This is a genomic window from Tsuneonella aeria (assembly GCF_009827495.1).
In the GTDB taxonomy this organism is placed as follows: Bacteria; Pseudomonadota; Alphaproteobacteria; order Sphingomonadales; family Sphingomonadaceae; genus Tsuneonella; species Tsuneonella aeria.
On sequence record NZ_WTZA01000001.1, the window covers coordinates 237,164 to 261,950 of the forward strand.

Here is a 24,787-nt window from a genome sequence, read left to right on the forward strand (position 1 = left end):
TCAGACGTTGAACTTGAACATCAACACGTCGCCGTCCTGGACGAGGTACTCCTTGCCTTCCTGCCGCAGCTTGCCCGCTTCGCGCGCGCCAGATTCGCCCCCCAGCGCGACGTAGTCGTCGAACGCGATCGTCTCCGCGCGGATGAAGCCCCGTTCGAAATCAGTGTGAATCTCACCCGCGGCCTGGGGTGCCTTGGCCCCGGCCGGAAACGGCCAGGCGCGCGCCTCCTTGGGGCCGGCCGTGAAGAAAGTCTGGAGGCCGAGCAGCCGGTAGCCGGCCTTGATCACCCGGCTGAGCCCGCTTTCGGTGAGGCCCAGGTCCGCAAGATACTCCGCGCGTTCTTCTACCGGCATGGTGACGAGTTCGCTTTCGATCGCCGCGGAAACAACAACCGCTTGGGCGCCTTCGGCCGAGGCTTTCTCGAACACCCGCGCGGACAGGTCGTTGCCCTCGGCCGCATCGCTCTCAGCCACGTTGCAGACATACAGGACGGGCTTCGCGGTAAGGAGCTGCGCCTGACGGAACAGGCGTGCCTCTTCCTCGTCCCTCGGCTCCGTCAGGCGGGCGGGCTTGCCCTCGCGCAGCAGATCGAGCGCCTGGCCGAGCACGCTGGCGAGCACTTTCGATTCCTTGTCGCCGCCGGTGGCCTTCTTCGCGGCGGCGGGCACGCGCTTTTCCAGGCTTTCGAGATCCGCAAGCATCAGTTCGGTTTCCACCACCTCGGCATCGGCGATGGGGTCCACGCGGTTGCTCACGTGCTGGATGTCATCATCCTCGAAACAGCGCAGGACGTGCACGATCGCGTCCACTTCGCGAATGTTGCCGAGAAACTGGTTCCCCAGGCCTTCGCCCTTGCTCGCGCCCTTTACCAGCCCGGCGATGTCGACAAACCCAAGCTGCGTTGGGATGATCTTGGCGGACTTCGCGATGGACGCGATCGTTTCAAGACGTTCGTCCGGCACCGCGACCTGCCCGACGTTCGGTTCGATAGTGCAGAACGGATAATTCGCGGCCTGCGCGGCCTGCGTTTCAGTGAGCGCGTTGAACAGGGTGGACTTGCCGACGTTCGGCAGGCCGACGATCCCGCAGCGGAAACCCATCTTCTGTACCTTGTGATGCGTGAAAGCGCGCGCCCTAGCGAGCCTGGGCGCGCTTGGCCAGCTTCACCAAATATTTGGGAGCGCGCGTTAGCCTGTGCATATGACCAATCGCATTACGCCCGCCGTGCTCGCTGTCGCGATGTTTTTTACCAGCGCCTGCGCCCCGTCGCCGGAGGAGTCGCTGGCCGAGGCGCGCGCCAGTTTCGCCGAGCACCGTTTCAGCGAAGCGCGCGTCCACTTGCTCTCGGCAATCGAGGGCGGGGAAGTAGATGGGGCCGCGCTCGATTTGCTGGCGCGGACTCAACTGGAGCTGGGTGACGGGGAAGGGGCGATGACGACGCTGGAACGGCTCCGCGCCATGGACCGTGCGCCGGCAGACGCCGCGATCCTGGCAGGGGATGCGCAGCTGCTGCGCGGGAAGCCGGATCTTGCCATCGCCAGCGTGGAGGGGCTCCGCACCTCCGAAGCATGGCGTGTTCGCGCGCTTGCCGCGCTGCGCGGCGGCGACCATGCAGGCGCCTCGCAGGCATTTACGGCCGGGGCGGCGGCAGACGGATCGCGGGCACGCCTGCTGGGCGAGGCCGCGCGCTACGCCTTGCTGCGCGGCGACCTGGAAGGAGCGCGGACTGCGCTTGCCGGCGCGCGCGGGAAGGACGAGCCGCTTGAGGCCATGCTCGCCGCCGGTGAGCTTGCTGCCGCCGAGGGGCGCCATGACGCAGCACTCGCCGAGTACGAGGCAGCCGGAAAGCGGTGGCCTGAAAGCAGGCCGGTCCTGCTGGGACGGCTGAGCGCCCTGGGTGACCTTGGCCGGACGACCGAGATGGCACCCCTGCTCAAGGCTGCCGCGGCACGCACGCCTGGCGACCCGTCGATTGTCTATCTCCAGGCCCGGCTCGCGGCAGCCGAGGGCGACTGGCAGCGAACCCGGTCCATTCTTCAGCCAGAGGAAGAGCGCCTGGACACGATGCCGCAAGCGCAGCTGCTTTACGGCCAGTCGCTTGGCGAGCTCGGCCTCCATCAACAGGCGATCGGGCATTTTCGAGCCTATTTGCGCAGCCAGCCGGGCCGCCCGGCGGCTCTGCGGCTGCTGGGCCGGGCGCAGCTCGCTTCCGGCGATGCGCCCGCAGCGGTCGCCACGCTGCGCCCGTTGGCCTCGGCACCGGGCGCGCGCGCCGGAGACGTCGCCTCGATGGCGGCTGCGACCAAGGCGGCTGGAACGCCCGATGCCGCACAGTGGCAGGCCCGGGCACGCGACGCTGGGGCACAGACGCTCGCCACGCGGTTGGCACAGGCTGACGCGGCGCTGCGCAAGGAGGATTGGTCGGGGGCGTCAGCGGGCTACCGCGCGATCCTGGGCATGACCGATGGACGCAACGCGATGGTGCTCAACAACCTGGCCTACGCCGAAGGGAGGCAGGGCAACCACGCCGTGGCGCACGAACACGCGCAGGCGGCCCTGAAGCTCGCGCCTGGCAATGCGTCGGTGCTCGACACAGCGGGCTGGATCATGGTGGAAGGGGGGATCGACCGCGAAGGCGGCATCGCCCTGTTGCGCAAGGCGGCAGAGCTGGCGCCGCAGAACCCTGCGATCGCCCGGCACCTGGCGCTCGCCACCCGCTAGGGGAAGGATGGCAGCGCCAGGGCCGGATCGGATTCAGGCGTAGGCGAGGGCCGGGGCGCCGGCAGCGCCGGTCGCCGCTTGGCGACGACGGCTGCGGAATGCCAGGGCCGCCGCGCCAAGGCCGAACAGGACAAGCATTTCCGGTTCCGGAACCGGCGTTCCGCCAGAGCTCGTGATCACAGCGCCGTTACCTGAACTGATCGGTCCCGCACCCGAGACCGACTGGTAGCGCACGAAGAAGTTGTCGAGCGTGAGCGAGGTGATCGGCTGGGCGAAACCCAGCGTCAGCGAACCGGAACCGATGTCGCCGGTGGTCACGCCGCCGTTCCCGCCGGCGCAGCTGTTCGATCCGCCAGCCTTGAAGCAGACGTCGACACTGCCGATGCCGTTCGGATAGCTGCTGCCGGTCAGCGCATCGTTGTAGGTGCCGGTGCTTGAAGCCGTGGCGATCTGCGCGTCGGTGTCGAAGGCGAAGCTGGAGATGCGCGATTCGACGCCGGAGCCGGTTGTGTTGTTGACCGTGTAATCGAACGTGTAGCTCGTGCCAGTCACGCCGGTGAGCGTGAAAGTGGTCGAAGCGGTGAGGCCATCGACCATAGTGCCGCCCGAAAACCCGTTGTAGTTGAGTGTGAAGGTCGTGCCGACATCGTCAGCATCGAACGTGATCGGATCGGCCAGTGCGGGTGTTGCAGCGACCAGCGCGGCGAGCGCCGTGCCGACGAGAATGAATTTGGAACGGCGCATTTCGGTTTCCCCCGGAAAGGTTTGTGCTGCCCAAATCGCAAACAAGTCCGCCGGCTCCAAGCGCCGCGTTGGCGGTGTGCCAGGTTAGGACGAGTTAGCGAACGCTGCCTACCTTCCTCCCGCGTGCAAAGCGCTTGCGCGGCGTGACGCGTGTTGTCAGACCGGCGCGATGGGACGCGCCCTTTTTGCTTCGCTGGCCGTGCTCGCCCTGGGCGCGTGCGAAACCACCAACTCCCACGACTGGATCGGCGGGCCCGGGACGTCGTTCGACCAGGCAGAGCGGACCTGCCTTGCCATGGTCGAATCGGTTGCGAAGGAAGCAGACCGCCGCGATTTCTTCATCGGGTGCATGCAGGCACTTGGTTGGACTCCCCGGCCGGGCGCTTCGATCGCAGTCTAGGCCGCCGGGCCCGGTTCGCAATAGCCCAGCCTGATGAGCTCGCGGTGGAGCGTCCGGAGCGCCCAGACGTCGTATAGCGCGTGCGCGACCATGACCGTCACCAGGCTCCCGGTCGCCCAGTAGACCGCGCCGAAGATGATCCCCGCGACGAGTATGATCGCCGTGATCAGCGGCCGGGCGAGGTGGATTGCCGCGAACCCGGCGGCCGCCAGCACGACGGCAAGCGCGGGATGCATCCAGTCGGTCAGCAATGTCTGCAAGCCGCCGCGGAACACGGCTTCTTCCCCGATCCCGGCACACAGGGCCAGCCAGACATAATTCCGCATGCCCGTGCGGGCGGGAAAGATCTGCGCCATGCGCGCCTGCTGGCGCGCGGTATGTTCGAGGAAATCGGGAAACAGCCGGAAAACGGAGGCGAGAACCGCGATCAGCACGCCTCCGAAAACCAGCCCTTGCAGCACGGGCCGCCACCCGAAATCCACGAAGTCGGCGACGTCGCGCCCCGAAAGCACCCACAGCGCCACGCCCGCACCGATCAGCAGCAAGGCCTGTGCAGCAAGGGCGAGCGCCACCTTGCCAGGCGTCAGCGCGGCGCTTCCGTCAGCCATGCAGCCGCAGGGCGATCTCGCTCATGAAGCGGGGGTCGTCGCCGGCCGCAAGCCAGGACGCCTCCGCCCCGATTGCCGCCAGCATGTCGGTGAGATCGTCCATCTCCGCCTTGGCGTAATTGCCCAGCACGTGGCCTGTCACCCGGTCCTTGTGCCCCGGGTGGCCGATGCCGATGCGCACGCGGCGGAACTCGGCGCCGCCGAGCTGGGTCATGTGCTTGTCGATCGACCGCAACCCGTTGTGCCCGGCCAGCCCCCCGCCGACCCGCACTTTCACCTTGAACGGCGCGAGGTCGAGCTCGTCGTGGAATACGGTCAGCGCTTCCGCGTCGAGCTTGTAGAAGCGCAGCGCTTCGGCAATGCTGCGGCCGCTTTCGTTCATGTATGTCGCAGGCTTCAGCAGCAGGACCCGCGCGTTGCCGATGCGCCCTTCCTGCACCCACCCGCTGAACTTCTTCTGCACGGGACCGAACCCGTGCATGTCCGCGATCACGTCGAGCGCCATGAAACCCACGTTGTGCCGGTGCATCGCGTATTGCGGACCGGGGTTGCCGAGACCTGCCCAGATTTGCATGGCGGCGTCCTATGCACACAGTGGTCGAAAAGCAAAACGCCGGCCCATCGCTGGACCGGCGCTTCGCCGTAATGTTCGGTTGCGCGAAGCGGCTTATTCGCTCGCCGCGTCTCCGGCGTTGTCGTCCGCAGGTGCGGCCGCGCCATCGCTATCGCCGGCAGCTTCGGCGCCTTCGGCCTTCTTGAGGGCGGAGGGAGCGACCAGCGTGGCGATGGTGAAATCACGATCGGTGATCGCGCTTTCCGCGCCCGCCGGCAGGGTCACTTCGCTGATGTGGATCGCATCGCCCACATCCTTGCCGGTGACATCGATTTCGATCTGGTCAGGGATCTTGTCGGATTCGCAGATCAGTTCAAGATCGTGGCGGACGATGTTGAGCACGCCGCCCTTCTTGAGGCCGGGGCTGTCCTCTTCGTTAAGGAACACGACCGGCACCGCGACCTGGATCTTGGCGTTCTTCGCGAGACGCAGGAAGTCGACGTGGACCGGACGTTCGGTCACCGGGTGGAACGCAACATCCTTGGGCAGGGTGCGGACCGACTTGCCGCCAACGTCGATCATCACGATCGAGTTCATGAAATGACCGGTGCCGAGCTGGCGGGTCAGTTCCTTCGCCTCGACATGGATCATCAGGGGTTCTTCCTTGCCGCCGTAGATCACGGCGGGAACGCGGCCATCGCGGCGCAGAATACGGGAGGCTCCCTTGCCAGCCCGTTCGCGCGCCTCGGCCGGCAGGGTCAGAGCGTCGCTCATGGTACTTGCCTTTCAATGCGGTTGAATGCCCGGTCCGCCACGCCTCCAGGGATGACCATGACGCCGGAACGCGGGCCGTTAGCGGCGCAGGAGGAGAAAGGCAAGCTCAGCGCACGCGGGTGACGGTGTAGCCCCGTGCTGCCAGTAGCTCCGGCAGGCCGGATGGCGGGGCCATATGCGCCGCGCCAACGGCAACCAGCGGGCGCTTGCCGCTGGCGTAAATGGCGGCGAGACGCTCGACCCAGGCGCGGTTGCGGCGGGTCAGAAGCGCTTCGCGCAGGCCGGGGTCCGCCAGCATCCCTTCGTCCGCTTCGCGCGCGATAGCTTCCATGTCTCCGGCGAGCCACAGGCGGGCGAGGCGAGCGCTGTCATCCGTGTCCATCGTATCTTCCCCGACCACGGCGCCCAGCAGGTCGCGCTGGTCGCTTTCGGGGAGGCCGTCGAAGATCGCGAACTGGCCTTCGATGCCTTCAAGTTCCACGATCGGACGCCCTTCGAGAGCGGTGACGAGCGCGCGGTCAACCCCGTTTCCTCCGCTGGATTCGTCCGCAAGCCGCGACAGCATGATGGCCGCGCCCCATGTCTCGATCGCGCGAAAGTCCGCCTCGCGATAGTTGCCCTTTGCTAGGAGCGCGGCAAGCCGTTCCCGCATCCCGCCGGGCACCCGCCCAGATAGTGGGGGCAAGCCATCCGAATGGGCCATCCGGGTGAATGTGGCGGCCAGCTTCCCGCGGTCGTCGAGGTCGGCCACTTCGACCACCAGCATATCGGTGCTTACGATCGCGCGGTCGATCGCGGGTGTCCGCCACGCGGTGCCCGCTGGCAGGGCGTGAATCGTGCCAAACAGCCATCCCGCCGCGCGGCCATCGGGCCGGGTGACTTCCCACAGCGCTGGCGAGGGCGGCGGCAGGTCCCCGCGTGCCCCTTCGCCACCGCACGCGCCAAGGGCGACGGCGAGCGCGAGGGCGAAGACGCGGCGGATCACTGGACGCGGACGGACTGGATGCCGCGCTTGCCCAGCGCCGCCTGCACGCTCTCGGCTCCGGCAAGGTGGCCCGCGCCGACGGCCATGAACACCGTGCCGGGCTGGTCCAGCCGCTGGTCGATCCATTCGGCCCAGTTGCGGTTGCGCGCATAAAGCAACCGGTCGGCGAGGGCGGGATCATCCTGCAACTGCTCGTTCATCAACGCCGCGAGCTTGTCGGCATCGCCCACGCTCCACGCGTCGACCATCGCCTGGAGCTGCGGCACTACCTTGTCGAGGTTTTCCGCAGCTGCCATCAGGAAGGCGACTTGAGCATCCTGCGGCAGCTCGTCGAACAGCTTCATCTGCATCTCGACCGTTTCCACCGCGCCGCGCTCCACGTTCGTGCCGGCCTTGCCCTCGAGCACTTTCTCGACCCCGCTCTCCGGGTTCCAGCCGGTCTGGATCAGGGGCAGCATCGAAAGGGTCATGCCGGCGAACCACGGGTCGAACCGGTCGAACGCTTCCACCGGCACTTTCAGCTTTGTGAGGGCGGCTTCGTAGGTAGCCTTCTGCTCAGGGGTCAACAGGGCGCGCAAGTTCTTGTCGGCGGGCAGCATGGCATAGCTCATCATGACCTGTTGCATCTTCGGGTCGCTCAACGCGGCAGGCGGCAGTTCTGTGACGATGGAGCCCGAGGATTCCAGTGCACGGGCGATGCGCGCGTCGTACCACTGCGTGTCCTTGGGCAGGACATGCACGGTCCCGAACAGGTAGATCGTGGTGTCCTCGTCCGCCACCTTCCAGAGCGCCGGACCGGCTGGCGCAGCGACAGGCGCGGCGGCTGCGAGGCGTGCTGCATCTTGCGTGGCGGCGCATCCGGGCAGGAACAGCAGGCCGAGGGCGGAGGCGAGGGTTCGAAGCAGTCTGGTCTTCAGCATGTGAGTAATCTCCAGGGAACGGGGTAACGAAAGCTCAGGAAAATCGGCGCAGGCCCCAGACTGCGGCCCAGACCGCCATCACGATCAGGAACGTCGCCATATAGTGGGGTTCGGGCAGGAATCCGCCGCGCCAGGCCATCCACCAGGTCGGGGCGATGGCCGAGTAGGCGTACACGGCGACAAGCGCGCCATCCTTGTACGACAGCGCCTCGTGCTCGTCGATGCTGCGCCACCAGCGCCAGCTGACCGCGGGCACGGCGGTGAGGAACACTGCGATCGTGACAAGAGCGGCGAACGGCGGCACGGGGCCGGTCGAGATCGCCAGCGGATCGCCATCGAGTGCCGAGATCTGCAGCGCGGCGCCAAGCACGGCGCCAATCGCCATCGAAAGGATCACCATCCGCCGCGCGGTGCGCTGCCTGGGCGACATGATACCGCCCGTCAGCTTTCGGCCCACACGCCACAGCGCCCAGCCGCAGCCCGCGACCAGCAACACCGCGATCGCGAGCCCGGTGGCGGCGCGCGCCGGGTTGCGGATCGCTCCCTCGCTGGCCGCGACGGCGAGGCCCGCCAGGAGGCCGATGCCGAACAATAGCGCCAGCCCCGCGATTGCGGCCACGGCGATGTCCCGGAAGCTGGGTCCATCGGTTGGTTCCCGGAAAGTATCGAGAGGCTCAGGGCTGGTCATCGAAGATCTCCTCGATCGGAAGTTCGAACAGGCGGGAAATGCGGAAGGCGAGGGGGAGCGAGGGATCGTGCTTGCCGGTCTCGATGGCGTTCACTGCCTGGCGCGAGACGTCGAGCCGCAGCGCCAGTTCGGCCTGGCTCCAGTCGCGCATGGCGCGCAGGACTTTGAGACGGTTCTGCACTCAGGACATCGCGATTGCGCCAAGACCCGGCAGACCTACCGCGCCGCCGCCACCACTGCGCGAAGGTACGCCGCGATCCGGCAGGGCGAAAGCGCCGGCCGCCAGCAGCAACCCCGCAATCGCCGCCGCCAGCAGCGCCATGGTGCGGTGAGATTTCGCGGCGTGCTTCATGACTTGGCCCCAATTCCGAATCAGTGGTGAGTGTCAGGTTTCCCTGACTTAATGTCGCGCACTGATTACACTGTCAAGCAAACCTTACATCGCACTCTGTTGACCCGTCCACGGCCATCCGCCATGGCCCGGGCCATGAGCGCCGCCATATCCCGTGACCCGAAACGCAGCTTCCAGGACATGATTTTGGCGCTCCACGATTTCTGGAGCGCGCAGGGCTGCCTGATCCTTCAGCCGTATGACATGCGCATGGGGGCTGGCACTTTCCACACAGCCACCACGCTCCGCGCCCTGGGGCCGGAACCGTGGAACGCCGCCTTCGTGCAGCCGTGCCGCCGCCCGACGGACGGGCGGTATGGCGAGAACCCCAATCGTCTCCAGCATTACTACCAGTACCAGGTTATCCTGAAGCCGAGCCCGCCGGATCTGCAGGAACTCTATCTCAAGAGCCTGGCCGCGATCGGCATCGATCCGCTGAAGCACGACATCCGCTTCGTGGAGGACGACTGGGAGAGCCCGACGCTGGGCGCCTGGGGCCTTGGCTGGGAAGTCTGGTGCGACGGGATGGAGGTGACGCAGTTCACATACTTCCAGCAGATGGGCGGCTTTGACTGCAAGCCGGTGGCGGGGGAACTGACCTACGGGCTGGAGCGGCTGGCGATGTACCTTCAGGGTGTCGACAACGTCTATGACCTGGCGTTCAACGCCCAAGGGGTCTCCTACGGCGAGGTTTTCCTCGAGAACGAGCGGCAGATGTCGAAGTGGAACTTCGAAGTCGCCGACACCGATGCCCTGTTTGACCTGTTCGCCAAGGCCGAGGCGGAGTGCCGCAACGCGCTCGCCGCCGACGTGCCCATCGCCGCTTACGAACAGGCGGTGGAGGCAAGCCACGTGTTCAATCTGCTCCAGGCCCGGGGCGTCATCAGCGTGCAGGAACGGGCCAGCTACATGGCGCGGGTGCGCGATCTGGCGCGGTCTTCGTGCGAGGCCTACGCCGCGATGAAGGCGCCCGAATGGCAGGCGCGATACCCCGGATGGTCGCTGTGATAGTGCGAAAGAGAATTCTCTTTGAGGCCGCAAGATGAGCGAATTCCTTCTCGAGCTCCGCTGCGAGGAAATTCCCGCACGCATGCAGGCGGGCGCGCGCGCCGATCTGGAAAAGCTGTTCCGCAAGGAAATGGACGCCGCAGGCATTGCGCCGCGCGCGATCACGGTGTGGTCCACCCCGCGCCGCCTCGCGCTGATCGCGCGCGATCTGCCGGACGCGACCGAGCCGGTGCGCGAGGAAACGAAGGGCCCCCGCACCAGCGCGCCTGACCAGGCGCTGGAGGGTTTCCTCCGCAAGACCGGCCTCGCGAAGGAGCAGCTCGAAGATCGCGGCGGCGTGTACTTTGCGGTCGTCGAGAAACCGGGCCGCGCGGTCCGCGATGTCCTGGCCGAGGCGATCCCGGCGATCGTCCAGGCGTTTCCCTGGCCCAAGTCGATGCGCTGGGGCGCGGCGTCGCTCAGCACGGAGAGCCTGCGCTGGGTCCGCCCGCTCAGCGGGATCGTCGCGATCCTTGGCGAGGATTTGGTCGAGTGCGAGGTGGGCGGCGTCGCCAGCGGCTATGCCACGCTCGGCCACCGTTTCCACCACGACGGGCCGATCACGATCGGCGGCGCGCACGATTACGCGGAAAAACTCCGCGCCTGCCACGTCATCGTCGATCATGCCGAACGGCAAGACCTGATCCGTGATGGCGCTCGCCGCGCTGCCGAGGCCGAAGGGCTGACGCTGGTGGCAGACGAGGGCCTGGTGGTGGAGAACGCCGGTCTCACCGAATGGCCGGTGCCGCTCCTCGGCCGTTTCGACGCTGCGTTCCTCGACGTGCCGCCCGAAGTCATCCAGCTCACCGCGCGCACCAACCAGAAGTATTTCGTTTGCAACGACAGCGCGGGCAAGCTCGCCAACGCGTTCGTCTGCACCGCCAATATCGACGCGGCCGACGGCGGCGCGGCGGTGGTCGACGGCAACCGCAAGGTCCTCGCCGCGCGCCTTTCCGATGCGCGGTTCTTCTGGGAGCAGGACCGCAAGGCCCCGCTCGCGCAGCACGCGAAGAAGCTGGAGCGGATCACCTTCCACGAGAAGCTCGGCACGGTCGCCGACAAGGTCGAACGCGTGGCGAAGCTGGCGCGGTGGCTGGTGGAGGAGGGTATCGTCAAGGGCGCCGACCCCGCCCAGGCCGAGCAGGCCGCGCGCCTCGCCAAGGCCGATCTGGTTACCGAGATGGTCGGAGAATTTCCGGAACTTCAAGGGCTTGTGGGCGGATATTACGCCCGATCCGAAGGTCTGCCTGATCCCGTGGCGGATGCCATTCGCGATCACTACAAGCCGGCGGGGCAGGGCGACGATGTTCCCACCGCTCCGGTCACGGTGGCGGTCAGCCTCGCTGACAAGCTCGACACGATCTGCGCCTTCTTCGGGATCGACCAGAAGCCGACCGGTTCGAAAGATCCGTTCGCGCTGCGCCGGGCTGCGATCGGCGCGCTGGAGCTGATCGCGCGTAACGACCTGCGGATGCCGCTGACACAGGTGGTGCGGGGCGCGCTGGCCAACCGTGCGCGCCAGGACAGCGACAGTGCGGCGACTCACCGGCTCGACAGGTCGGCAACCGAAGTGCTCGATTTCTTCGCCGACCGCCTGAAAGTCCAGCAGCGCGAGGCGGGCGTGCGTCACGACCTCATCGACGCTGTGTTCGCGCTGGGCCGAAACGCGGGAAATCCGGAAGACGACCTGGTGCGCCTGCTTGCCCGGGTGAAGGCCTTGCAGGTCTTCATGGAGACCGAAGACGGCGCCAACCTGCTCGCCGGCTACAAGCGCGCCGCGAACATCCTCAGGAAGGAAGGCGCCGCGCAGGCATCGAATAGGGACGGTGGCGGCGATGGCGCGAACGCGCCCGCGACACCAGCGTCCGCCGGCACGAAGGGGGCCCTGCAGACCCCGGGCATTCCCCGCACGGGCGAGGAAGACCCGCTGGCGATGGTCGACGATCCCGATCTCGCCGCCGTGGTCCAGGCGCGGCTGGCGATCGAGAAGGAGCGCGAGAATCCGCTTTCCTACACGCCGGAACCTGCCGAAAAGGCGCTGATGGAGGCGCTCGACCTTGCGGAGCCCACCGCGACCGCGGCGGTGGATGGAGAGGATTTCGCCGGCGCGATGGCCGCGCTCGCGAGGCTGCGGGCACCGATCGATGCGTTCTTTGACACCGTGACCGTGAACGATGCCGATCCGGCCAGGCGTGATGCGCGCCTGGGGCTGCTGGCCCGCCTGCGCGATGCTGTGCACCGGGTGGCGGATTTTTCCCGGATCGAAGGGTGAGTTCCGCTTCCAGAACTGGGTAACCTGTGGTCCACCTTTCAACATTCAGGGACGTTGCATGAACGAAACGGTTTATCCCTTCGGCGGCGGCGCGCCGCATGTCGATGCCCGGCAGAAGGACAAGACCGTCACTGGCGGCAAGGGGGCGAACCTTGCCGAAATGGCCGCCATCGGCCTGCCTGTTCCCCCCGGCTTCACCATCACCACCGAAGAATGCGTCCGCTACCTGGCGGAAGGCGGCGCGTTTCCCGAATCGCTGAGAGCTTCGGTCGACAAGGCACTGGCGCATATCGAAAAAGCGGTCGGCAAGCGCTTCGGAGATGCGGCCGATCCGCTGCTCGTGTCCGTCCGGTCAGGGGCGCGGGTCTCCATGCCGGGCATGATGGACACGGTGCTGAACCTGGGCCTCAACGACGCGACGGTGGAAGGGCTCGCGACGGTGAGCGGAGACGAACGGTTCGCCTGGGACAGCTATCGCCGGTTCATCCAAATGTATTCCGACGTGGTCCTGGGCCTGGACCACGGGCTGTTCGAAGAAGCGCTGGAAATCGCCAAGGAAGACAGGGGCTACTTCGCCGATACCGAGATGGCGGCTGAAGACTGGCGGGAGCTTGTGGCGCGGTACCGCGCGATCGTCGATCAGGAACTGGGCGCCCCGTTCCCGCAAGACGTGACCGAGCAGCTCTGGGGCGCGATCCGCGCCGTGTTCGACAGCTGGGATTCGGACCGCGCCAAGGTCTATCGCCGGCTCAATGACATTCCCGCCGATTGGGGCACCGCGGTGAACGTGCAGGCCATGGTGTTCGGCAACATGGGCGACACCAGCGCCACCGGGGTCGCTTTCACGCGCGATCCGGCAACGGGCGAGCGGGCCTATTTCGGCGAGTGGCTGGTCAATGCGCAAGGGGAGGACGTCGTCGCCGGCATACGCACGCCGCAGTACCTGACGCGCGCGGCGCGGGAGGCCGCAGGCGCCAGGCCGCTCTCCATGGAGGAGGCGATGCCGGAGGCTTACGGCGAACTCGCCCGCGTTTTCGACCTGCTGGAATCGCACTACCGCGACATGCAGGACATCGAATTCACCGTGGAGCGCGGCAAGCTCTGGATGCTGCAGACGCGCAGCGGAAAACGCACCGCCAAGGCCGCCCTCAAGATGGCGGTCGACATGACGGGCGAAGGGTTGATCGACGAACGGACCGCGATCCTTCGCGTCGATCCGATGGCGCTCGACCAGTTGCTGCACCCGACGCTGGACCCTGCTGCCGCGCGCGACGTGCTCACCACCGGCTTGCCGGCGAGCCCGGGCGCAGCGTCGGGCCGCATCGTGCTCGACGCCGATACCGCAGAAAACTGGGTCGCGCGGGGCGAGAAGGTGATCCTGGTTCGGGTGGAGACGAGCCCGGAGGATATCCATGGGATGCACGCCGCGCAGGGCATTCTCACCGCGCGCGGCGGCATGACGTCACACGCGGCGGTCGTCGCGCGCGGCATGGGGCGCTGCTGCGTCTCGGGTGCCTCGGCCGTCTCGATCGACCTCAGCGCGCGCACCTTGCGGATCGCCGGGCGCGACATGGCCGAAGGCGACATACTGACGCTGGACGGCAGCACCGGCCAGGTCATGGCGGGCGAAGTCGCCACGATCGAGCCCGAGCTGGTCGGCGACTTCGGCACCTTGATGGAATGGGCGGACCGCCACCGGATCATGAAAGTGCGTACCAACGCCGAAACGCCCGCCGACTGCCGCATGGCGCGGCAGTTCGGTGCGGAAGGGATCGGTCTTTGCCGCACGGAGCACATGTTCTTCGACGCAGGCCGGATCAGCGCCGTGCGCCAGATGATCCTGGCGGAGGACGAGGCCGGCCGCCGAAGGGCGCTGGCGCTGCTGCTGCCGGAACAGCGGGCCGATTTCGCCGAAATCTTCCGCGTCATGGCGGGCCTGCCGTGCACGATCCGCCTGCTCGACCCGCCGCTGCACGAATTCCTCCCGCGTACCGAGGCGGAATTCGCCGAGCTGGCCGAGGTGACCGGTTACGGTGTGGACCATCTCCGCCGCCGGGCCGAGGAACTGCACGAATTCAACCCGATGCTGGGCCATCGCGGGTGCCGCCTGGGTATTACCTACCCCGAAATCTACGAGATGCAGGCGCGCGCCATCTACGAAGCCGCCTGCGACGTGGCGGACGAAGGCGGCGCGGCCCCGGTGCCGGAGATCATGGTTCCGCTCGTCGCCACGCGCCGCGAACTCGCAATCCTGCGCGCTTTGATCGACCGGGTGGCGGAAGCGGTGTTTGCGGAGCGGGGCCAGCGGCTCGAATACCTCGTCGGCACGATGATAGAACTGCCGCGCGCCGCCCTGATGGCCGGCGACATCGCGCATGAAGCTCGGTTCTTCTCGTTCGGAACCAATGATTTGACGCAAACTGCTCTCGGCGTTTCGAGAGACGATGCGGGCCGTTTCCTCAGCCAGTATGTCGAACAGGGCATCTTCCCGCGCGATCCGTTCGTCAGCCTGGACGTGGACGGCGTGGGCGAGCTCGTCCGCATCGCGGCGGAACGTGGGCGGGGGAGTGTGCCCGGCCTCAAACTCGGCATCTGCGGCGAACATGGCGGCGATCCGGCGAGCATCGCGTTCTGCCAGGAAGTGGGCCTCGATTACGTCAGCGCCAGCCCGTACCGCGTCCCGATCGCGCGCCTCGCCGCCGCGCAGGCTGCGTTGCGGCGCTAGTCCGGGCGGGCGTCATGCCAGCCGGTCAGCGTCAGTATCTCGATGGTCTCGATCACGCGGCCGGCGTCATCACCCTCGGCAAGGAATGCCGCCCGGGCGCGCGCCCAGCCGGAGCGCGTCAGCGGGGGCGGGGCGTCGGCGAGCACGCTCGTCAGTCCCTGTGCCCTCAGGTCGGCCACAAGGGTGGCGGCATCTCGGTAGCCCAGCCGCAAGGTCCACCCGTCGGACACCTGCCGCGCGAAGCCGGCCCGCTGCAGCAGCGCGGCGCCCGATGCGGCATCCACGGCCGGGTGCAGGCGGGCCGCGGGCCGCTCGCCATCGGCCCCAAGCAACGCGGCGCGCAGCCGCGGGAGGCTGCCGGCGCCGACCATGCTCGCCACCAGCACCCCGCCGGGCGCCAGTGCCGCGCGCTGGTGGATCAGCGCGCCCGGCAGGTCGTTGACCGTGTCGAGCACCGCCAGGCTGACGATCAGGTCAAACCCGCCAAAGGGATAAGGCCGCTCATGATCCAGCCCCGCGGCGTCAACCATGGTCACCTCCGCGCCGCCTTGCGCCAGCGTCTCGGCCACCATGTCCGCGCCGGTGCCGGCGACCAGCGCCCGCGCGGGCGTCAGCCGCATGAAGGCGATCCGGTCGAGCGCGTCCTCGGCCATCGCCTCCGCCAGCCATCGGGGCGCATCTTGGCGCTGTTGCAGGCGCCGCGACCGTTCGGCGCGCGCCTGCCGCCGGCGTTCGTCGAAAATGCGGGGCGGGGTGCCGGACGTCATGGGGCGGCCTTCGCATCCGTGCGGTGCACGTGGCAAGGGCCCTGTCGATGACGGTGGCGAAGACGATCCGTGACGGTCTCGCGCCCCTGGTCGATCTGGTCTATCCGCCCCGGTGCCCGGTGTGCGGCGCGGCGACCGGCGTGCAGCCCGGCCTGTGCACCGATTGCTGGGGCACGCTGCGCATTCCCGGCCTGCCCGGCTGCGCCATGTGCCAGCGCCCGCTCGAGGATGCGCAGGTGACCGCCGGCGCGCTGTGCGCCCCGTGCCTCGCCACGCCGCCCCTGCATGACGGGATCGCCGCCGGCACGATCTACGGCGACGGGTCCCGCCAGCTGGTCCTGGCGTTCAAGCACGGGCGGCGGATCGCGCTGGCACCGTTCCTCGCGCGGTTGATCGCCGCGCGCCTGCCGGTGCTGGAAGGGGCGTGGATCATTGTTCCGGTTCCGCTGCATCGCTGGCGGTTGTGGGCGCGGGGATACAACCAGGCGGCCTTGCTGGCGCAGGAGATGGCGAAGCTGACCGGGCAGCCGTGCGTCGTCGATGCCATGGTCCGCACACGGCACACGCCCAAGCTCGGCGGGCTCGGCCGGAACGCACGCGCACGCGCGTTGCAGGGTGCGCTGGCCGTCAACCCCGGGCGGGCCGATCGAGTCGCCGGGGCCAACATCATCCTGGTGGACGACGTGCTGACCAGCGGCGCCACCAGCACCGCGGCGGTGCGCGTGCTGAAGCGGGCGGGCGCGCGCCGCGTGATGATCGCCTGTTTCGCGCGGGTGCTGGACGAAGTCGAAGGCGAGATCGGCGGCCCGCAAACGGAAACGCCCGGGGCGCTGGCCCCGGGCGTACCGTGACGAAATACGCTGGACCCGCCTTGCGGCAACGACGGCCACCCCCTTTGGCCGGCTGGGTCCGATCCCTCATCGTCTGCCGGCCGCATCGCATGGCGTTGTGCGGCCGACCAGTCCCTGAACCCTGGCGCTCTGACAGGCACCGAAGTCCGGTTCGCGCCCCTTTCGGAGCAGCGCAGCCTGTGTCCCACCAATGTCGCGCCGATCAAAGGCGCATCTTGCGAAGTGCCGACTTTTGTCTGGCATCTGTTGTCATCCTGCAACAAGAATGCGCGGCAGCGTAACCTACGGAATCAAAGTGACAGACCGCGACGACCAGACGCTATTTCAGCCGAAATTCGATGCAGCCGGGCTGCTGACCGCGGTTGCCGTCGATGGCGTCACGCGGCAGGTCCTGATGGTCGCCTTCATGGATGCCGAGGCGCTTGCGGCGACCCGCGAGACCGGCCTTGCCCACTTCCATTCGCGGTCGCGCGGGGTGTTGTGGCAGAAGGGCGAAACCTCCGGCAACGTGCTGCGGGTATCGCGTATCCTGGTCGATTGCGACCATGACTCGCTCGTCCTCGAGTGCGCGCCCGCCGGCCCGGCCTGTCATACGGGCGCGGGATCGTGTTTCTACCGGGAACTTGCCAACGACGGGGTTCTCCTGCCCGTCAAATGTTGACGTTTGCGTAAACCAGGCGGTATGTACCGGGCATGGCCCACACCGCCCGTAAAGTTCCCGCCGACGCCCCCCATGGCGGCGCGCACATCGACCGGCCGGACATCCACGATCGCGAACAGTTCTCGATCTCCGACCTGACGTCCGAATTCGACTGCACCGCGCGCGCTTTGCGGTTCTACGAGGATGAAGGCCTTATCGCGCCGCGCCGCGTGGGCCTCGCCCGCATCTATTCGAAGCGCGACCGCGCCCGGCTCGCATGGATCATGCGCGCGAAGAACGTCGGGTTCAGCCTCGGCGAAATTCGCGAGATGATCGACCTTTACGACCTCGGCGACGGGCGGGTCGAGCAGCGGCGCGTCACGATCGCGAAGTGCCGCGACCATATCGAGAAACTGAAACGCCAGCGCGCCGATATCGACGCGGCCATAACCGAACTTTCCGATTTCATTGTCCACGTCGAGCGCGTGGCGGACGAAGGCTGAACGAGGATCCCATGCCAACTTACACCGCGCCTACCCGTGACGCCAAATTCATCGTCAACGAGCTGCTCGATCTTGCAAGCTACGGCAACCGCCCGGGCTTCGAGGCTGCCACGCCCGACCTGATCGATACCTTGATAGACGAAGCGGGGAAGTTCGCGAGCGAGGTGCTCCAGCCGCTGAACCAGGTGGGCGACCGGGAAGGGTGCACGCGCCATCCCGATGGATCGGTGACGACCCCCACCGGCTTCAAGGCGGCTTTCGACCAGTATGTCGCGGCGGGGTGGTCCACGCTGTCGCAACCGGCGGAGCTGGGCGGACAGGACGTCCCGCACGTGCTGGGTTTCGTGCTGGAAGAATTCGTCTCGTCCGCGAACCATTCCTTCGGGATGTATCCGGGCCTCACCAACGGGGCGGTCAGCGCGCTGCTGGCCTTCGGCAGCGACGAACTGAAGAATCGTTACCTGCCCAACATGATCGCCAACCGCTGGCTGGGGACCATGAACCTGACCGAACCGCAGTGCGGCACGGACCTGGGCCTTATCCGCACCAAGGCCGAGCCGCAGGGCGACGGGACTTACGCGATAACGGGAACGAAGATCTTCATCTCTGCCGGCGAGCACGACTTGAGCGAGAACATCATCCACCTGGTGCTGGCGAAGACACCCGGCGCGCCCGACAGCAGCAAGGGCATCAGCCTGTTCGTGGTGCCCAAGTTCCTGGTCAACGACGACGGCACCCTGGGCGCGCGCAACGCGGTGCAGTGCGGTTCGATCGAACACAAGATGGGCATTCACGGCAACGCGACATGCGTCATGAACTATGACGGCGCGACCGGCTGGCTGGTGGGCGAGGAGATGAAGGGCCTGGCCGCCATGTTCGTGATGATGAATGCCGCGCGCCTCGGGGTCGGCATTCAGGGTCTCGCCCAGGCGGAAGCGGCATACCAGAACGCAGTCGCCTATGCGCGCGAGCGCCGCCAGGGCCGCGCCCTGACCGGCCCGCGCGATCCGGAGGCCAAGGCGGATGCGATCATCGTGCACCCGGACGTGCGCCGGATGCTGATGGATGCCAAGGCCTATACCGAAGGGATGCGCGCGCTTTACCTCTGGGCCGCGCTGCAGGTGGATATCGCCCACAATTCCGACGACGCGGACGAGCGTACGGCCGCTGACGACCTGCTGGGGCTGCTGACCCCGGTGATCAAAGGCTACGGCACGGACAAGGGCTTCGCGGTGGCGGTGGACATGCAGCAGGTGTTCGGCGGCCACGGCTACATCGCCGAATGGGGCATGGAACAGTTCGTGCGCGATGCCCGCATCACCCAGATCTACGAAGGCACCAACGGGATCCAGGCCATGGACCTGTGCGGCCGGAAGCTTGCCAGCAAGGGCGGGGCCGCGATCCAGGCGTTTTTCAGGATGATCGACGACGAGGTGGCGGGAACCGAAGGCGACCTGGCGCCGATGGCCGAGGCACTGGGCAAGGCCGTGGGCGAACAGAAGGCAGCCACGATGTGGTTCATGCAGAACGCGATGGCCAACCCCGAAAACCTGGGCGCCGGGGCGCATCATTACCTGCACATCATGGGCGTGGTTTCGCTGGGGCTGATGTGGCTGCGCATGGCGAAGCTGGCGACCGCGCGCCTGGCTGCCGGACCGGATGATGCGGCGTTCTACCAGGCGAAGGTGACCACGGCGCGGTACTTCTTCGAACGCTACGTCCCCGATGCCGGTGCACTGCGGCAGAAGATCGAAGCCGGATCGGACGCGGTGATGGCGCTGGACGAGGACGCGTTCCTTACCGCGGCCTGAGGGCTTGGCTGCGCCGGCGTTGTGGCCGAAATGCCACAAACGCGCCGTTGTTTGAGGTTAATGAAACTGGCGCATCCCGCCTCCGTTGAGCGGGTCCAGGGCATCGTAATGGCGAGCCCGGATACGACAACGGAGTTACAGACAATGAAAATTCGGATCGCAACCTTTGCCGCAGCGGGCGCCCTGGCGGCTATCGCGGTTCCCGCGATGGCCCAGACCGCTTCCGAGGTTCCCTTCAGCGGTGTCCGCGTCGGCGGCGAAGTCGGCTGGGACCACATCCGCTCGGGAAGCAGCGAAGACATCGACGATGCGCGCGACCTGAAGCAGTCGATGGACGGGGTGCAGTACGGCGCCGTGGTCGGGTACGACTTCCCCGTGGGTGAAAACCTGCGCATCGGCGCGGAAGCTTCGTATTCCGGCAGCACTGCCGGTGAGGACTTCAACAACGACGATCCCCTGGTGTTCAACCTGGGCCGCGTGCAGGCCGATCGTGACATCTACGTCGGCGGCCGGGTCGGCTATGTCACCAGCCCTTCGACGATGGTCTATGCGAAGGCTGGTTACACCAACCAGCGTTTCTCGGTCGAAGGATCGAACAACACGGTCAACCTTGACGAAGGTCTGGACACCGATGGCTGGCGCGTGGGCGCGGGTGCCGAATTCGCGGTAGGCCGCAACGCCTACATCGGGACGGAATACCGCTACTCGAAGTACAGCAAGGGTGAATTCGACTTCGACGGCAACACGCCGGATGGCAGCCGCTTCAACCTCGACACCGACCGCCACCAGGTGGTCGCGACGGCCGGCATCCGCTTCTGAGCGGACCGATCTTCGGCAGATAGGGAAGGGCGGGGCTTCGGCTCCGCCCTTTTCATGTTCAGCGCCCCAGTCGCGCGCATCCCACGGTCGCTGCATCCATCGCCGTTGCGGCGCCTTCCAGCCGGTAGCGGTCGGTAAACCGGTTGCCCCGCGTATCCCACGCGGACACCGACATGGTCGCGCCCGCGCGCATGGCCGCCACGATTGCGGCATCGACGCTTTTGTCGCTGGCCCATGCCTGGCGCCCTGAGCCCTTGAGATCGAACCGGGCGTTTCCGATGCGCAGGACAGGCGCAGGGGCGGGGGCGGCGGAACGCGACAGGCTGAAGCTCACTTGCCCGCGAACCCCGCGCGTCGGCCAGTATCCGATCGCGGCGAAGGGTTGCGCATCCCGCCGGGCCTTGCTGGGCTGTGCCTTGGCGATGGCGTAGCACCGGGGGACGGCCGGATCGCGGAACGCGCCCCAGCTATCGTACACGCCCAGGCTGTCGCGGGCGACCGCGGGCATTGCCACCAGCAGGATGGCGGCACCCGCCAGGCAAGCGCGGCTATTCATAGGTTATCGCGGTCACTTCCCATTCGCGCTCCCCCGCCGGCAGCCGCACCGTGCGCAATGCGCCCACTTCGGCCCCGCGCAAGGCGCGCGCCATGGGCGAGCTCCACCCGACGCGGCCGATAGAGGCGTCCTGCTCGTCGTCACCCACCAGCGTCAGACGGATCGTGCGGTCGTCCTCGTCAACCAGCGTCACCTGCGCGCCAAAGTAAACGCGCGCGCGGTCCACCTGCTCGCGCGGGTCGATCACGCGGGCGGCCTTCATTCGCCGCGACAGCTGGGACAATTCCCGGTCGATCTCCCGCATCCGCTTGCGCCCGTAGAGATAGTCCCCGTTTTCGCTGCGATCGCCGTTGCCGGCGGCCCAGCTGACGATCTCCACCACGGCCGGGCGCTCCTCCCCCAACAGGTGGTCGTAACGCGCCTTCATCGCCGCGAAGCCGGCGGGCGTGATGGGGTTGGAACGGGCGGCGGACATCGCGGCCCGCCATAGCGGACCGCCTGCGCCGCCATCAACCCGGCGTGCGTTTGCCGATGAACTGGGTTGCACTGCGGGGCCGGCCGCCGCGAACCTTTTCGGGGTGGAGCGCTTCGTACACCACGGCGTTCTCGATCACCCGCTGCACGTAGTTCTTCGTCTCGAAGATCGGGATCGATTCCATCCAGCGCAGCCAGTCGATCGCGCCCGTGCGCGGATCGCCATTGGCGCGCAGCCACTTGTTCACGTTGCCGGCGCCCGCGTTATAGGCCGCCGCGGCAAGGGGGAAGCTGCCGCCATAGTAGTCCATCATCCGCGCGAAGTACGCGTCGCCCAGGCGGATGTTGTACTGCGGATCGCCGGTCAGACTGGCGCTCATGTACGACATGCCCATCTTGCCCGCCTGTTCCCGCGCCGTGGCCGGCATGATCTGCATCAGACCCCGAGCGCCGGCGTGGCTCACCCGGTCGCGGTCGAATTCGCTTTCCTGGCGCGCGATTGCGTGGACCACGGTGTAGTCCGTGCCTGGCGGCTGGGCGACGACGGGAAAACCGACCGTGGTGAAGCCGCTGAAATCCTTTTCCGGCGCGACGCGGCCGATCACCACGCCGAGTTCCGGCAGGCCCATCTGCGCGGCCAGATTGGCGACGAGCTGCAGTTCGCCCGGCGTCCTCGCCTGGTCTGCGAGCGCGGTGAAGAAATACCGTTCGGTGCGCCAGTCCGTCGCGCGCGCTGTCGCCCGCACTGCCTGGACCAGGGGCCACGCGTTGAAGGATGCGACTTCGGCCGGCGTGGGCTGGACGGTCGATGCCTGCCGCAAGGACGGCAGCGGACGGCCAAGCCGCTCGAGCGCGAGCTGGCCGTAGAAATACTCCGGATACTTCGCCGCCATTTCGAAATAGCGGTTCGCTTCGGCGGCATTGCCGGCCTGCGCCGATGCGTTGCCGGCCCAGTAGAACCCCTTCGAACGGGTCTGCGGGGTGCGCGCCGCGTTGCCGTAGCGATAGAACAGCGGTGCCGCCGCGCGGCCGTCGCCCATCGACCACAGCGCCTTGGTTCCGCCCAGCCACATCAGCGAGGTGTAATCGTCGCGCAGGCGGTAACTGAGGCCCGAGATGTCGGTGCCGGGCGCAAACAGGTCATCGACCTTGGACGCGATCGCGGCGGCGGTGTTGGCGGACGCGCCCTTGGCCTGGGTCAGCATCTCGGTGACCATGTCTTCGGCATCGTGGGGCGGGCGGAAGAATGCCGCGCGCGTCGCCAGCAGCTGCTGGCCGCGATACCCTTGCCCGGTGGACCGGTAATGCCGCGCCAGATTGAAGACATAGCCCGGATCGGCGGTGGCGTTGGCGGGGACCGGAATTCCCGATGCCGCGGGGTCCTGCCCCTGCAACAGCGCAAGCCGCGCGTTGAACAGCGCGCGATTGGCCGGAGACGTGGCCGGCAGAGTGCGGAGCGCCGCTTCGTTCTGGCCCTGCCACAGCAGCGAACGCATCCGTTCGTCGTAGTCGTCGATCGTAAATGCAGGGCCGTGGAGGCCCATCAGGTATGCTTCGACCGAACTGCTCATCTGTCCGCCCCGCCATGCGGTGCGCGCGACCTCTCGCGCTTCGGGCCGTCCCGTGTTCCCGAGAGCAAGCGCGTAGCGCGCGCGCGCCGCGTTGGTCTGCGGCGGGAAGCGGTCGAAGAACGCGGCGACCTGCTGCGGCGTTGTCGCCAGATCGCGCTCCAGCGCCTTTTCGGCGTAGCTGCGGATGATCTCCATCCGCGGATAAGTCGGATAGGCGAGGGCGAACCCGGCGTAATCGGAAAAGGAAAGGCGATCGCTCGCGGTCAGCTGCTTCCAGCGCTCGACCGCGACGGCAGCCTGGCCCGAAGAAGGGACGACCATCTGCGCCCGGCCGTCGTAGGTGGCGTCGTAAGTGGCCTGGGCGGCGAGCGGCGCCGAGATGAGAGTGGTGGTGGCGAGGGCCAGAAAGCGAAGGGGGATCAAGCGATTACCGAGCATGCTGGACATTCTGGCCACCGTCTCCTTATCAGGCGCTGAATAACACGGGCCCCGGGCGCGCGGATACGGACCCCCCGTTCCGGCATTCGTATGGGCCAGGAAAAGGCGCAACGGCAATGTTCTCCGGCTCGATTCCCGCTCTCGTGACTCCTTTTCGCGACGGAGCGTTCGATGAGAAGGCGTTTCGCCGCCTGGTCGACTGGCAGATCGAGAGCGGATCGAGCGCGCTGGTTCCCTGCGGCACCACGGGCGAGGCTTCGACGCTGAGCAATGCGGAACACCACCGCGTGATCGAAGTGTGCGTGGAACAGGCTGCCGGCCGCGTGCCGGTGATCGCCGGGTGCGGTTCCAACGACACGATGAACGCGCGCCTGCACATGAACTTCAGCCGCAAGACCGGCGCATCGGCCGCCCTGTGCGTGGCCCCGTACTACAACCGCCCGAGCCAGGAGGGCCTGATCGCCCATTTCAGCTTTCTCGCCGAAAACAGCGACCTGCCCATCGTGCTCTACAACGTGCCCGGGCGAACGGTGACCGACATCCTGCCGGAAACGGTGTGCGAGCTGGCGGCGCGATTCCCCGGACAGATAATCGGAATCAAGGATGCCAGCGGCGACCTGTCGCGCGTGACCGATCATCGCATGGGAATCGGCAAGGAGTTCTGCCAGCTTTCGGGCGACGACGAACTGTGGCTGCCCCATTCCGCGGCGGGCGGAGTGGGCTGCATCTCGGTCTCGGCCAACGTCGCCCCGGCATTGTGCGCCGAATTCCAGGCTGCCATCGCGGCCAACGACCTCGCCCGCGCGCGCGATCTCAACGACCGATTGTACCCCTTGCACTACGCGATGTTCGAGGATGCGAGCCCGGGGCCGGTTAAGTACGCGCTGAGCCGCGTGCACGATTTCGTTTCCCCCAGCGTGCGCCTGCCGATGGTGGAATGCTCCGACGCGGCGAAAAAAGCGGTCGATGCAGCGCTGGAGCACGCCGGCCTGCTGTAAGCGCGCTTGGCAGCATCGGCCAGAGTGCCTAGATGCGCCGCTTCCATGGCGCGCCCGAAACCCGAAACCTTCGACAAGCACAAGACCGTCGCCGAGAACCGGCGCGCGCGGTTCGATTACTTCATCGAGGACAAGTTCGAAGCCGGCCTGATGCTGACGGGCACGGAGGTGAAGGCACTGCGCGCGGGCGAGGCGTCCATCGCGGAAAGCTTCGCCGAAGTGCGCGGCGGCGAGGTGTGGCTGGTCAACGCCAACGTGCCGGAATTCAGCCACGGCAACCGCTTCAATCACGAACCCCGCCGGCCCCGCAAGCTGCTGCTCAACGCGCGGGAGATCGACAAGCTCACCGGCGCGGTGGAGCGCAAGGGCATGACGCTGGTGCCGCTGTCGATCTATTTCAATTCGCGTGGCCGCGCAAAAGTGGAACTCGCCCTGGCCAAGGGCAAGCAGGCGCAGGACAAGCGCCAGACGATCAAGGACCGCGACTGGCAGCGCGACAAGGCGCGCCTCCTGCGCGAGCGCGGGTGACG

26 protein-coding genes are annotated in these 24,787 nt (G+C 67.2%); 12 read left to right on the plus strand and 14 right to left on the minus strand.

The window, feature by feature from the left end:
- On the minus strand, positions 1-1,101 hold the full coding sequence (ychF, locus tag GRI40_RS01160) for a redox-regulated ATPase YchF (RefSeq protein WP_160609645.1): 1,101 nt from the start codon (positions 1,099-1,101) through the stop codon (positions 1-3).
- Between the two features lie 100 nt (positions 1,102-1,201).
- Between ychF and GRI40_RS01165 the strand changes: the two genes are divergently transcribed.
- Positions 1,202-2,722: a tetratricopeptide repeat protein gene (locus GRI40_RS01165; protein WP_160609646.1), complete on the plus strand. Its 1,521-nt coding sequence runs from the start codon at positions 1,202-1,204 to the stop codon at positions 2,720-2,722.
- 33 nt (positions 2,723-2,755) lie between these two features.
- On the opposite strand, the gene GRI40_RS01170 is transcribed toward GRI40_RS01165, so the two are convergent.
- Positions 2,756-3,466 (minus strand): cistern family PEP-CTERM protein, encoded by a 711-nt coding sequence (locus tag GRI40_RS01170; protein WP_160609647.1) that lies wholly within the window; start codon positions 3,464-3,466, stop codon positions 2,756-2,758.
- 169 nt (positions 3,467-3,635) lie between these two features.
- Here GRI40_RS01170 and GRI40_RS01175 point away from each other — a divergent pair, with 169 nt between their 5' ends.
- Positions 3,636-3,866: a hypothetical protein gene (locus GRI40_RS01175; protein ID WP_160609648.1), complete on the plus strand. Its 231-nt coding sequence runs from the start codon at positions 3,636-3,638 to the stop codon at positions 3,864-3,866.
- Here GRI40_RS01175 and GRI40_RS01180 read toward each other — a convergent pair.
- The 8 genes from GRI40_RS01180 to GRI40_RS01215 all read right to left on the minus strand — a co-directional run bounded on the left by GRI40_RS01180 (position 3,863) and on the right by GRI40_RS01215 (position 8,746).
- On the minus strand, positions 3,863-4,474 hold the full coding sequence (locus tag GRI40_RS01180) for a CPBP family intramembrane glutamic endopeptidase (protein WP_160609649.1): 612 nt from the start codon (positions 4,472-4,474) through the stop codon (positions 3,863-3,865). The two genes, GRI40_RS01175 and GRI40_RS01180, sit on opposite strands and share 4 nt — an antisense overlap.
- Positions 4,467-5,048, minus strand: a complete 582-nt coding sequence (pth, locus tag GRI40_RS01185; protein WP_160609650.1) for an aminoacyl-tRNA hydrolase — start codon at positions 5,046-5,048, stop codon at positions 4,467-4,469. Before pth ends, GRI40_RS01180 begins: the two co-directional genes overlap by 8 nt.
- Before the next feature lie 93 nt (positions 5,049-5,141).
- Entirely contained in the window at positions 5,142-5,801 is a 660-nt protein-coding gene (locus GRI40_RS01190) for a 50S ribosomal protein L25/general stress protein Ctc (RefSeq protein ID WP_160609651.1), read from the minus strand.
- 106 nt (positions 5,802-5,907) lie between these two features.
- A complete protein-coding gene (locus tag GRI40_RS01195; protein WP_337190463.1) occupies positions 5,908-6,786 on the minus strand; it encodes a TraB/GumN family protein in 879 nt (292 codons plus the stop codon).
- Positions 6,783-7,706 (minus strand): TraB/GumN family protein, encoded by a 924-nt coding sequence (locus GRI40_RS01200; protein WP_160609652.1) that lies wholly within the window; start codon positions 7,704-7,706, stop codon positions 6,783-6,785. The genes GRI40_RS01195 and GRI40_RS01200 overlap by 4 nt, the downstream gene beginning before the upstream one ends.
- A 34-nt stretch (positions 7,707-7,740) precedes the next feature.
- On the minus strand, positions 7,741-8,394 hold the full coding sequence (locus GRI40_RS01205; RefSeq protein ID WP_160609653.1) for a hypothetical protein: 654 nt from the start codon (positions 8,392-8,394) through the stop codon (positions 7,741-7,743).
- Positions 8,381-8,575 carry a helix-turn-helix domain-containing protein gene (locus GRI40_RS01210; RefSeq protein WP_160609654.1) on the minus strand — a complete coding sequence of 65 codons (195 nt, stop codon included), beginning with the start codon at positions 8,573-8,575 and terminating at the stop codon, positions 8,381-8,383. The genes GRI40_RS01205 and GRI40_RS01210 overlap by 14 nt, the downstream gene beginning before the upstream one ends.
- On the minus strand, positions 8,576-8,746 hold the full coding sequence (locus GRI40_RS01215; protein ID WP_160609655.1) for a hypothetical protein: 171 nt from the start codon (positions 8,744-8,746) through the stop codon (positions 8,576-8,578).
- Between the two features lie 135 nt (positions 8,747-8,881).
- Here GRI40_RS01215 and GRI40_RS01220 point away from each other — a divergent pair, with 135 nt between their 5' ends.
- Genes GRI40_RS01220 through ppdK form a run of 3 tightly spaced genes read left to right on the plus strand, consistent with a single transcriptional unit; the run spans position 8,882 to position 14,829 of the window.
- Positions 8,882-9,793 (plus strand): glycine--tRNA ligase subunit alpha, encoded by a 912-nt coding sequence (locus GRI40_RS01220; protein ID WP_202390111.1) that lies wholly within the window; start codon positions 8,882-8,884, stop codon positions 9,791-9,793.
- A gap of 34 nt (positions 9,794-9,827) precedes the next feature.
- The gene (gene glyS, locus GRI40_RS01225; RefSeq protein ID WP_160609656.1) at positions 9,828-12,104 is read left to right on the plus strand and encodes a glycine--tRNA ligase subunit beta; all 2,277 of its coding nucleotides are present in this window, start codon (positions 9,828-9,830) and stop codon (positions 12,102-12,104) included.
- A gap of 58 nt (positions 12,105-12,162) precedes the next feature.
- Positions 12,163-14,829: a pyruvate, phosphate dikinase gene (ppdK, locus tag GRI40_RS01230; RefSeq protein ID WP_160609657.1), complete on the plus strand. Its 2,667-nt coding sequence runs from the start codon at positions 12,163-12,165 to the stop codon at positions 14,827-14,829.
- On the opposite strand, the gene GRI40_RS01235 is transcribed toward ppdK, so the two are convergent.
- Positions 14,826-15,596 (minus strand): class I SAM-dependent methyltransferase, encoded by a 771-nt coding sequence (locus tag GRI40_RS01235; RefSeq protein ID WP_160609658.1) that lies wholly within the window; start codon positions 15,594-15,596, stop codon positions 14,826-14,828. The two genes, ppdK and GRI40_RS01235, sit on opposite strands and share 4 nt — an antisense overlap.
- Before the next feature lie 47 nt (positions 15,597-15,643).
- Here GRI40_RS01235 and GRI40_RS01240 point away from each other — a divergent pair, with 47 nt between their 5' ends.
- From GRI40_RS01240 to GRI40_RS01260, 5 genes are all read left to right on the plus strand, one after another.
- Entirely contained in the window at positions 15,644-16,447 is an 804-nt protein-coding gene (locus GRI40_RS01240) for a ComF family protein (protein WP_160609659.1), read from the plus strand.
- 265 nt (positions 16,448-16,712) lie between these two features.
- Positions 16,713-17,108, plus strand: coding sequence for a phosphoribosyl-AMP cyclohydrolase (hisI, locus tag GRI40_RS01245; RefSeq protein WP_160609660.1), 396 nt, complete (start codon positions 16,713-16,715; stop codon positions 17,106-17,108).
- Between the two features lie 32 nt (positions 17,109-17,140).
- Positions 17,141-17,590 (plus strand): MerR family transcriptional regulator, encoded by a 450-nt coding sequence (locus GRI40_RS01250; protein ID WP_202390112.1) that lies wholly within the window; start codon positions 17,141-17,143, stop codon positions 17,588-17,590.
- Positions 17,591-17,601: 11 nt separating this feature from the next.
- Positions 17,602-19,401, plus strand: a complete 1,800-nt coding sequence (locus GRI40_RS01255; RefSeq protein ID WP_160609661.1) for an acyl-CoA dehydrogenase C-terminal domain-containing protein — start codon at positions 17,602-17,604, stop codon at positions 19,399-19,401.
- A 144-nt stretch (positions 19,402-19,545) separates the two neighbouring features.
- Positions 19,546-20,220, plus strand: a complete 675-nt coding sequence (locus tag GRI40_RS01260; RefSeq protein WP_160609662.1) for an outer membrane protein — start codon at positions 19,546-19,548, stop codon at positions 20,218-20,220.
- 58 nt (positions 20,221-20,278) lie between these two features.
- On the opposite strand, the gene GRI40_RS01265 is transcribed toward GRI40_RS01260, so the two are convergent.
- From GRI40_RS01265 to GRI40_RS01275, 3 genes are read right to left on the minus strand one after another with little or no spacing between them, the layout of a single operon-like run.
- On the minus strand, positions 20,279-20,776 hold the full coding sequence (locus GRI40_RS01265) for an invasion associated locus B family protein (RefSeq protein WP_160609663.1): 498 nt from the start codon (positions 20,774-20,776) through the stop codon (positions 20,279-20,281).
- On the minus strand, positions 20,769-21,251 hold the full coding sequence (locus tag GRI40_RS01270) for a GreA/GreB family elongation factor (protein WP_160609664.1): 483 nt from the start codon (positions 21,249-21,251) through the stop codon (positions 20,769-20,771). The genes GRI40_RS01265 and GRI40_RS01270 overlap by 8 nt, the downstream gene beginning before the upstream one ends.
- Positions 21,252-21,285: 34 nt before the next feature.
- Positions 21,286-23,268 carry a lytic transglycosylase domain-containing protein gene (locus tag GRI40_RS01275; protein ID WP_160609665.1) on the minus strand — a complete coding sequence of 661 codons (1,983 nt, stop codon included), beginning with the start codon at positions 23,266-23,268 and terminating at the stop codon, positions 21,286-21,288.
- A 107-nt stretch (positions 23,269-23,375) separates the two neighbouring features.
- Here GRI40_RS01275 and dapA point away from each other — a divergent pair, with 107 nt between their 5' ends.
- On the plus strand, positions 23,376-24,257 hold the full coding sequence (gene dapA, locus GRI40_RS01280) for a 4-hydroxy-tetrahydrodipicolinate synthase (RefSeq protein ID WP_160609666.1): 882 nt from the start codon (positions 23,376-23,378) through the stop codon (positions 24,255-24,257).
- A 45-nt stretch (positions 24,258-24,302) separates the two neighbouring features.
- Positions 24,303-24,785, plus strand: a complete 483-nt coding sequence (smpB, locus tag GRI40_RS01285) for an SsrA-binding protein SmpB (protein ID WP_160609667.1) — start codon at positions 24,303-24,305, stop codon at positions 24,783-24,785.
- The last annotated feature ends 2 nt before the right edge of the window (positions 24,786-24,787 follow it).

Coding starts and splice junctions, on each gene's coding strand:
- ychF (WP_160609645.1), bottom strand. CDS start 1,101: ATGGGTTTCCGCTGCGGGATCGTCGGCCTGCCGAACGTCGGCAAGTCC.
- GRI40_RS01165 (WP_160609646.1), top strand. CDS start 1,202: ATGACCAATCGCATTACGCCCGCCGTGCTCGCTGTCGCGATGTTTTTT.
- GRI40_RS01170 (WP_160609647.1), bottom strand. CDS start 3,466: ATGCGCCGTTCCAAATTCATTCTCGTCGGCACGGCGCTCGCCGCGCTG.
- GRI40_RS01175 (WP_160609648.1), top strand. CDS start 3,636: ATGGGACGCGCCCTTTTTGCTTCGCTGGCCGTGCTCGCCCTGGGCGCG.
- GRI40_RS01180 (WP_160609649.1), bottom strand. CDS start 4,474: ATGGCTGACGGAAGCGCCGCGCTGACGCCTGGCAAGGTGGCGCTCGCC.
- pth (WP_160609650.1), bottom strand. CDS start 5,048: ATGCAAATCTGGGCAGGTCTCGGCAACCCCGGTCCGCAATACGCGATG.
- GRI40_RS01190 (WP_160609651.1), bottom strand. CDS start 5,801: ATGAGCGACGCTCTGACCCTGCCGGCCGAGGCGCGCGAACGGGCTGGC.
- GRI40_RS01200 (WP_160609652.1), bottom strand. CDS start 7,706: ATGCTGAAGACCAGACTGCTTCGAACCCTCGCCTCCGCCCTCGGCCTG.
- GRI40_RS01205 (WP_160609653.1), bottom strand. CDS start 8,394: ATGACCAGCCCTGAGCCTCTCGATACTTTCCGGGAACCAACCGATGGA.
- GRI40_RS01215 (WP_160609655.1), bottom strand. CDS start 8,746: ATGAAGCACGCCGCGAAATCTCACCGCACCATGGCGCTGCTGGCGGCG.
- GRI40_RS01220 (WP_202390111.1), top strand. CDS start 8,882: ATGAGCGCCGCCATATCCCGTGACCCGAAACGCAGCTTCCAGGACATG.
- glyS (WP_160609656.1), top strand. CDS start 9,828: ATGAGCGAATTCCTTCTCGAGCTCCGCTGCGAGGAAATTCCCGCACGC.
- ppdK (WP_160609657.1), top strand. CDS start 12,163: ATGAACGAAACGGTTTATCCCTTCGGCGGCGGCGCGCCGCATGTCGAT.
- GRI40_RS01235 (WP_160609658.1), bottom strand. CDS start 15,596: ATGACGTCCGGCACCCCGCCCCGCATTTTCGACGAACGCCGGCGGCAG.
- GRI40_RS01240 (WP_160609659.1), top strand. CDS start 15,644: ATGACGGTGGCGAAGACGATCCGTGACGGTCTCGCGCCCCTGGTCGAT.
- hisI (WP_160609660.1), top strand. CDS start 16,713: ATGCGCGGCAGCGTAACCTACGGAATCAAAGTGACAGACCGCGACGAC.
- GRI40_RS01250 (WP_202390112.1), top strand. CDS start 17,141: ATGGCCCACACCGCCCGTAAAGTTCCCGCCGACGCCCCCCATGGCGGC.
- GRI40_RS01255 (WP_160609661.1), top strand. CDS start 17,602: ATGCCAACTTACACCGCGCCTACCCGTGACGCCAAATTCATCGTCAAC.
- GRI40_RS01260 (WP_160609662.1), top strand. CDS start 19,546: ATGAAAATTCGGATCGCAACCTTTGCCGCAGCGGGCGCCCTGGCGGCT.
- GRI40_RS01265 (WP_160609663.1), bottom strand. CDS start 20,776: ATGAATAGCCGCGCTTGCCTGGCGGGTGCCGCCATCCTGCTGGTGGCA.
- GRI40_RS01270 (WP_160609664.1), bottom strand. CDS start 21,251: ATGTCCGCCGCCCGTTCCAACCCCATCACGCCCGCCGGCTTCGCGGCG.
- GRI40_RS01275 (WP_160609665.1), bottom strand. CDS start 23,268: ATGTCCAGCATGCTCGGTAATCGCTTGATCCCCCTTCGCTTTCTGGCC.
- dapA (WP_160609666.1), top strand. CDS start 23,376: ATGTTCTCCGGCTCGATTCCCGCTCTCGTGACTCCTTTTCGCGACGGA.
- smpB (WP_160609667.1), top strand. CDS start 24,303: ATGGCGCGCCCGAAACCCGAAACCTTCGACAAGCACAAGACCGTCGCC.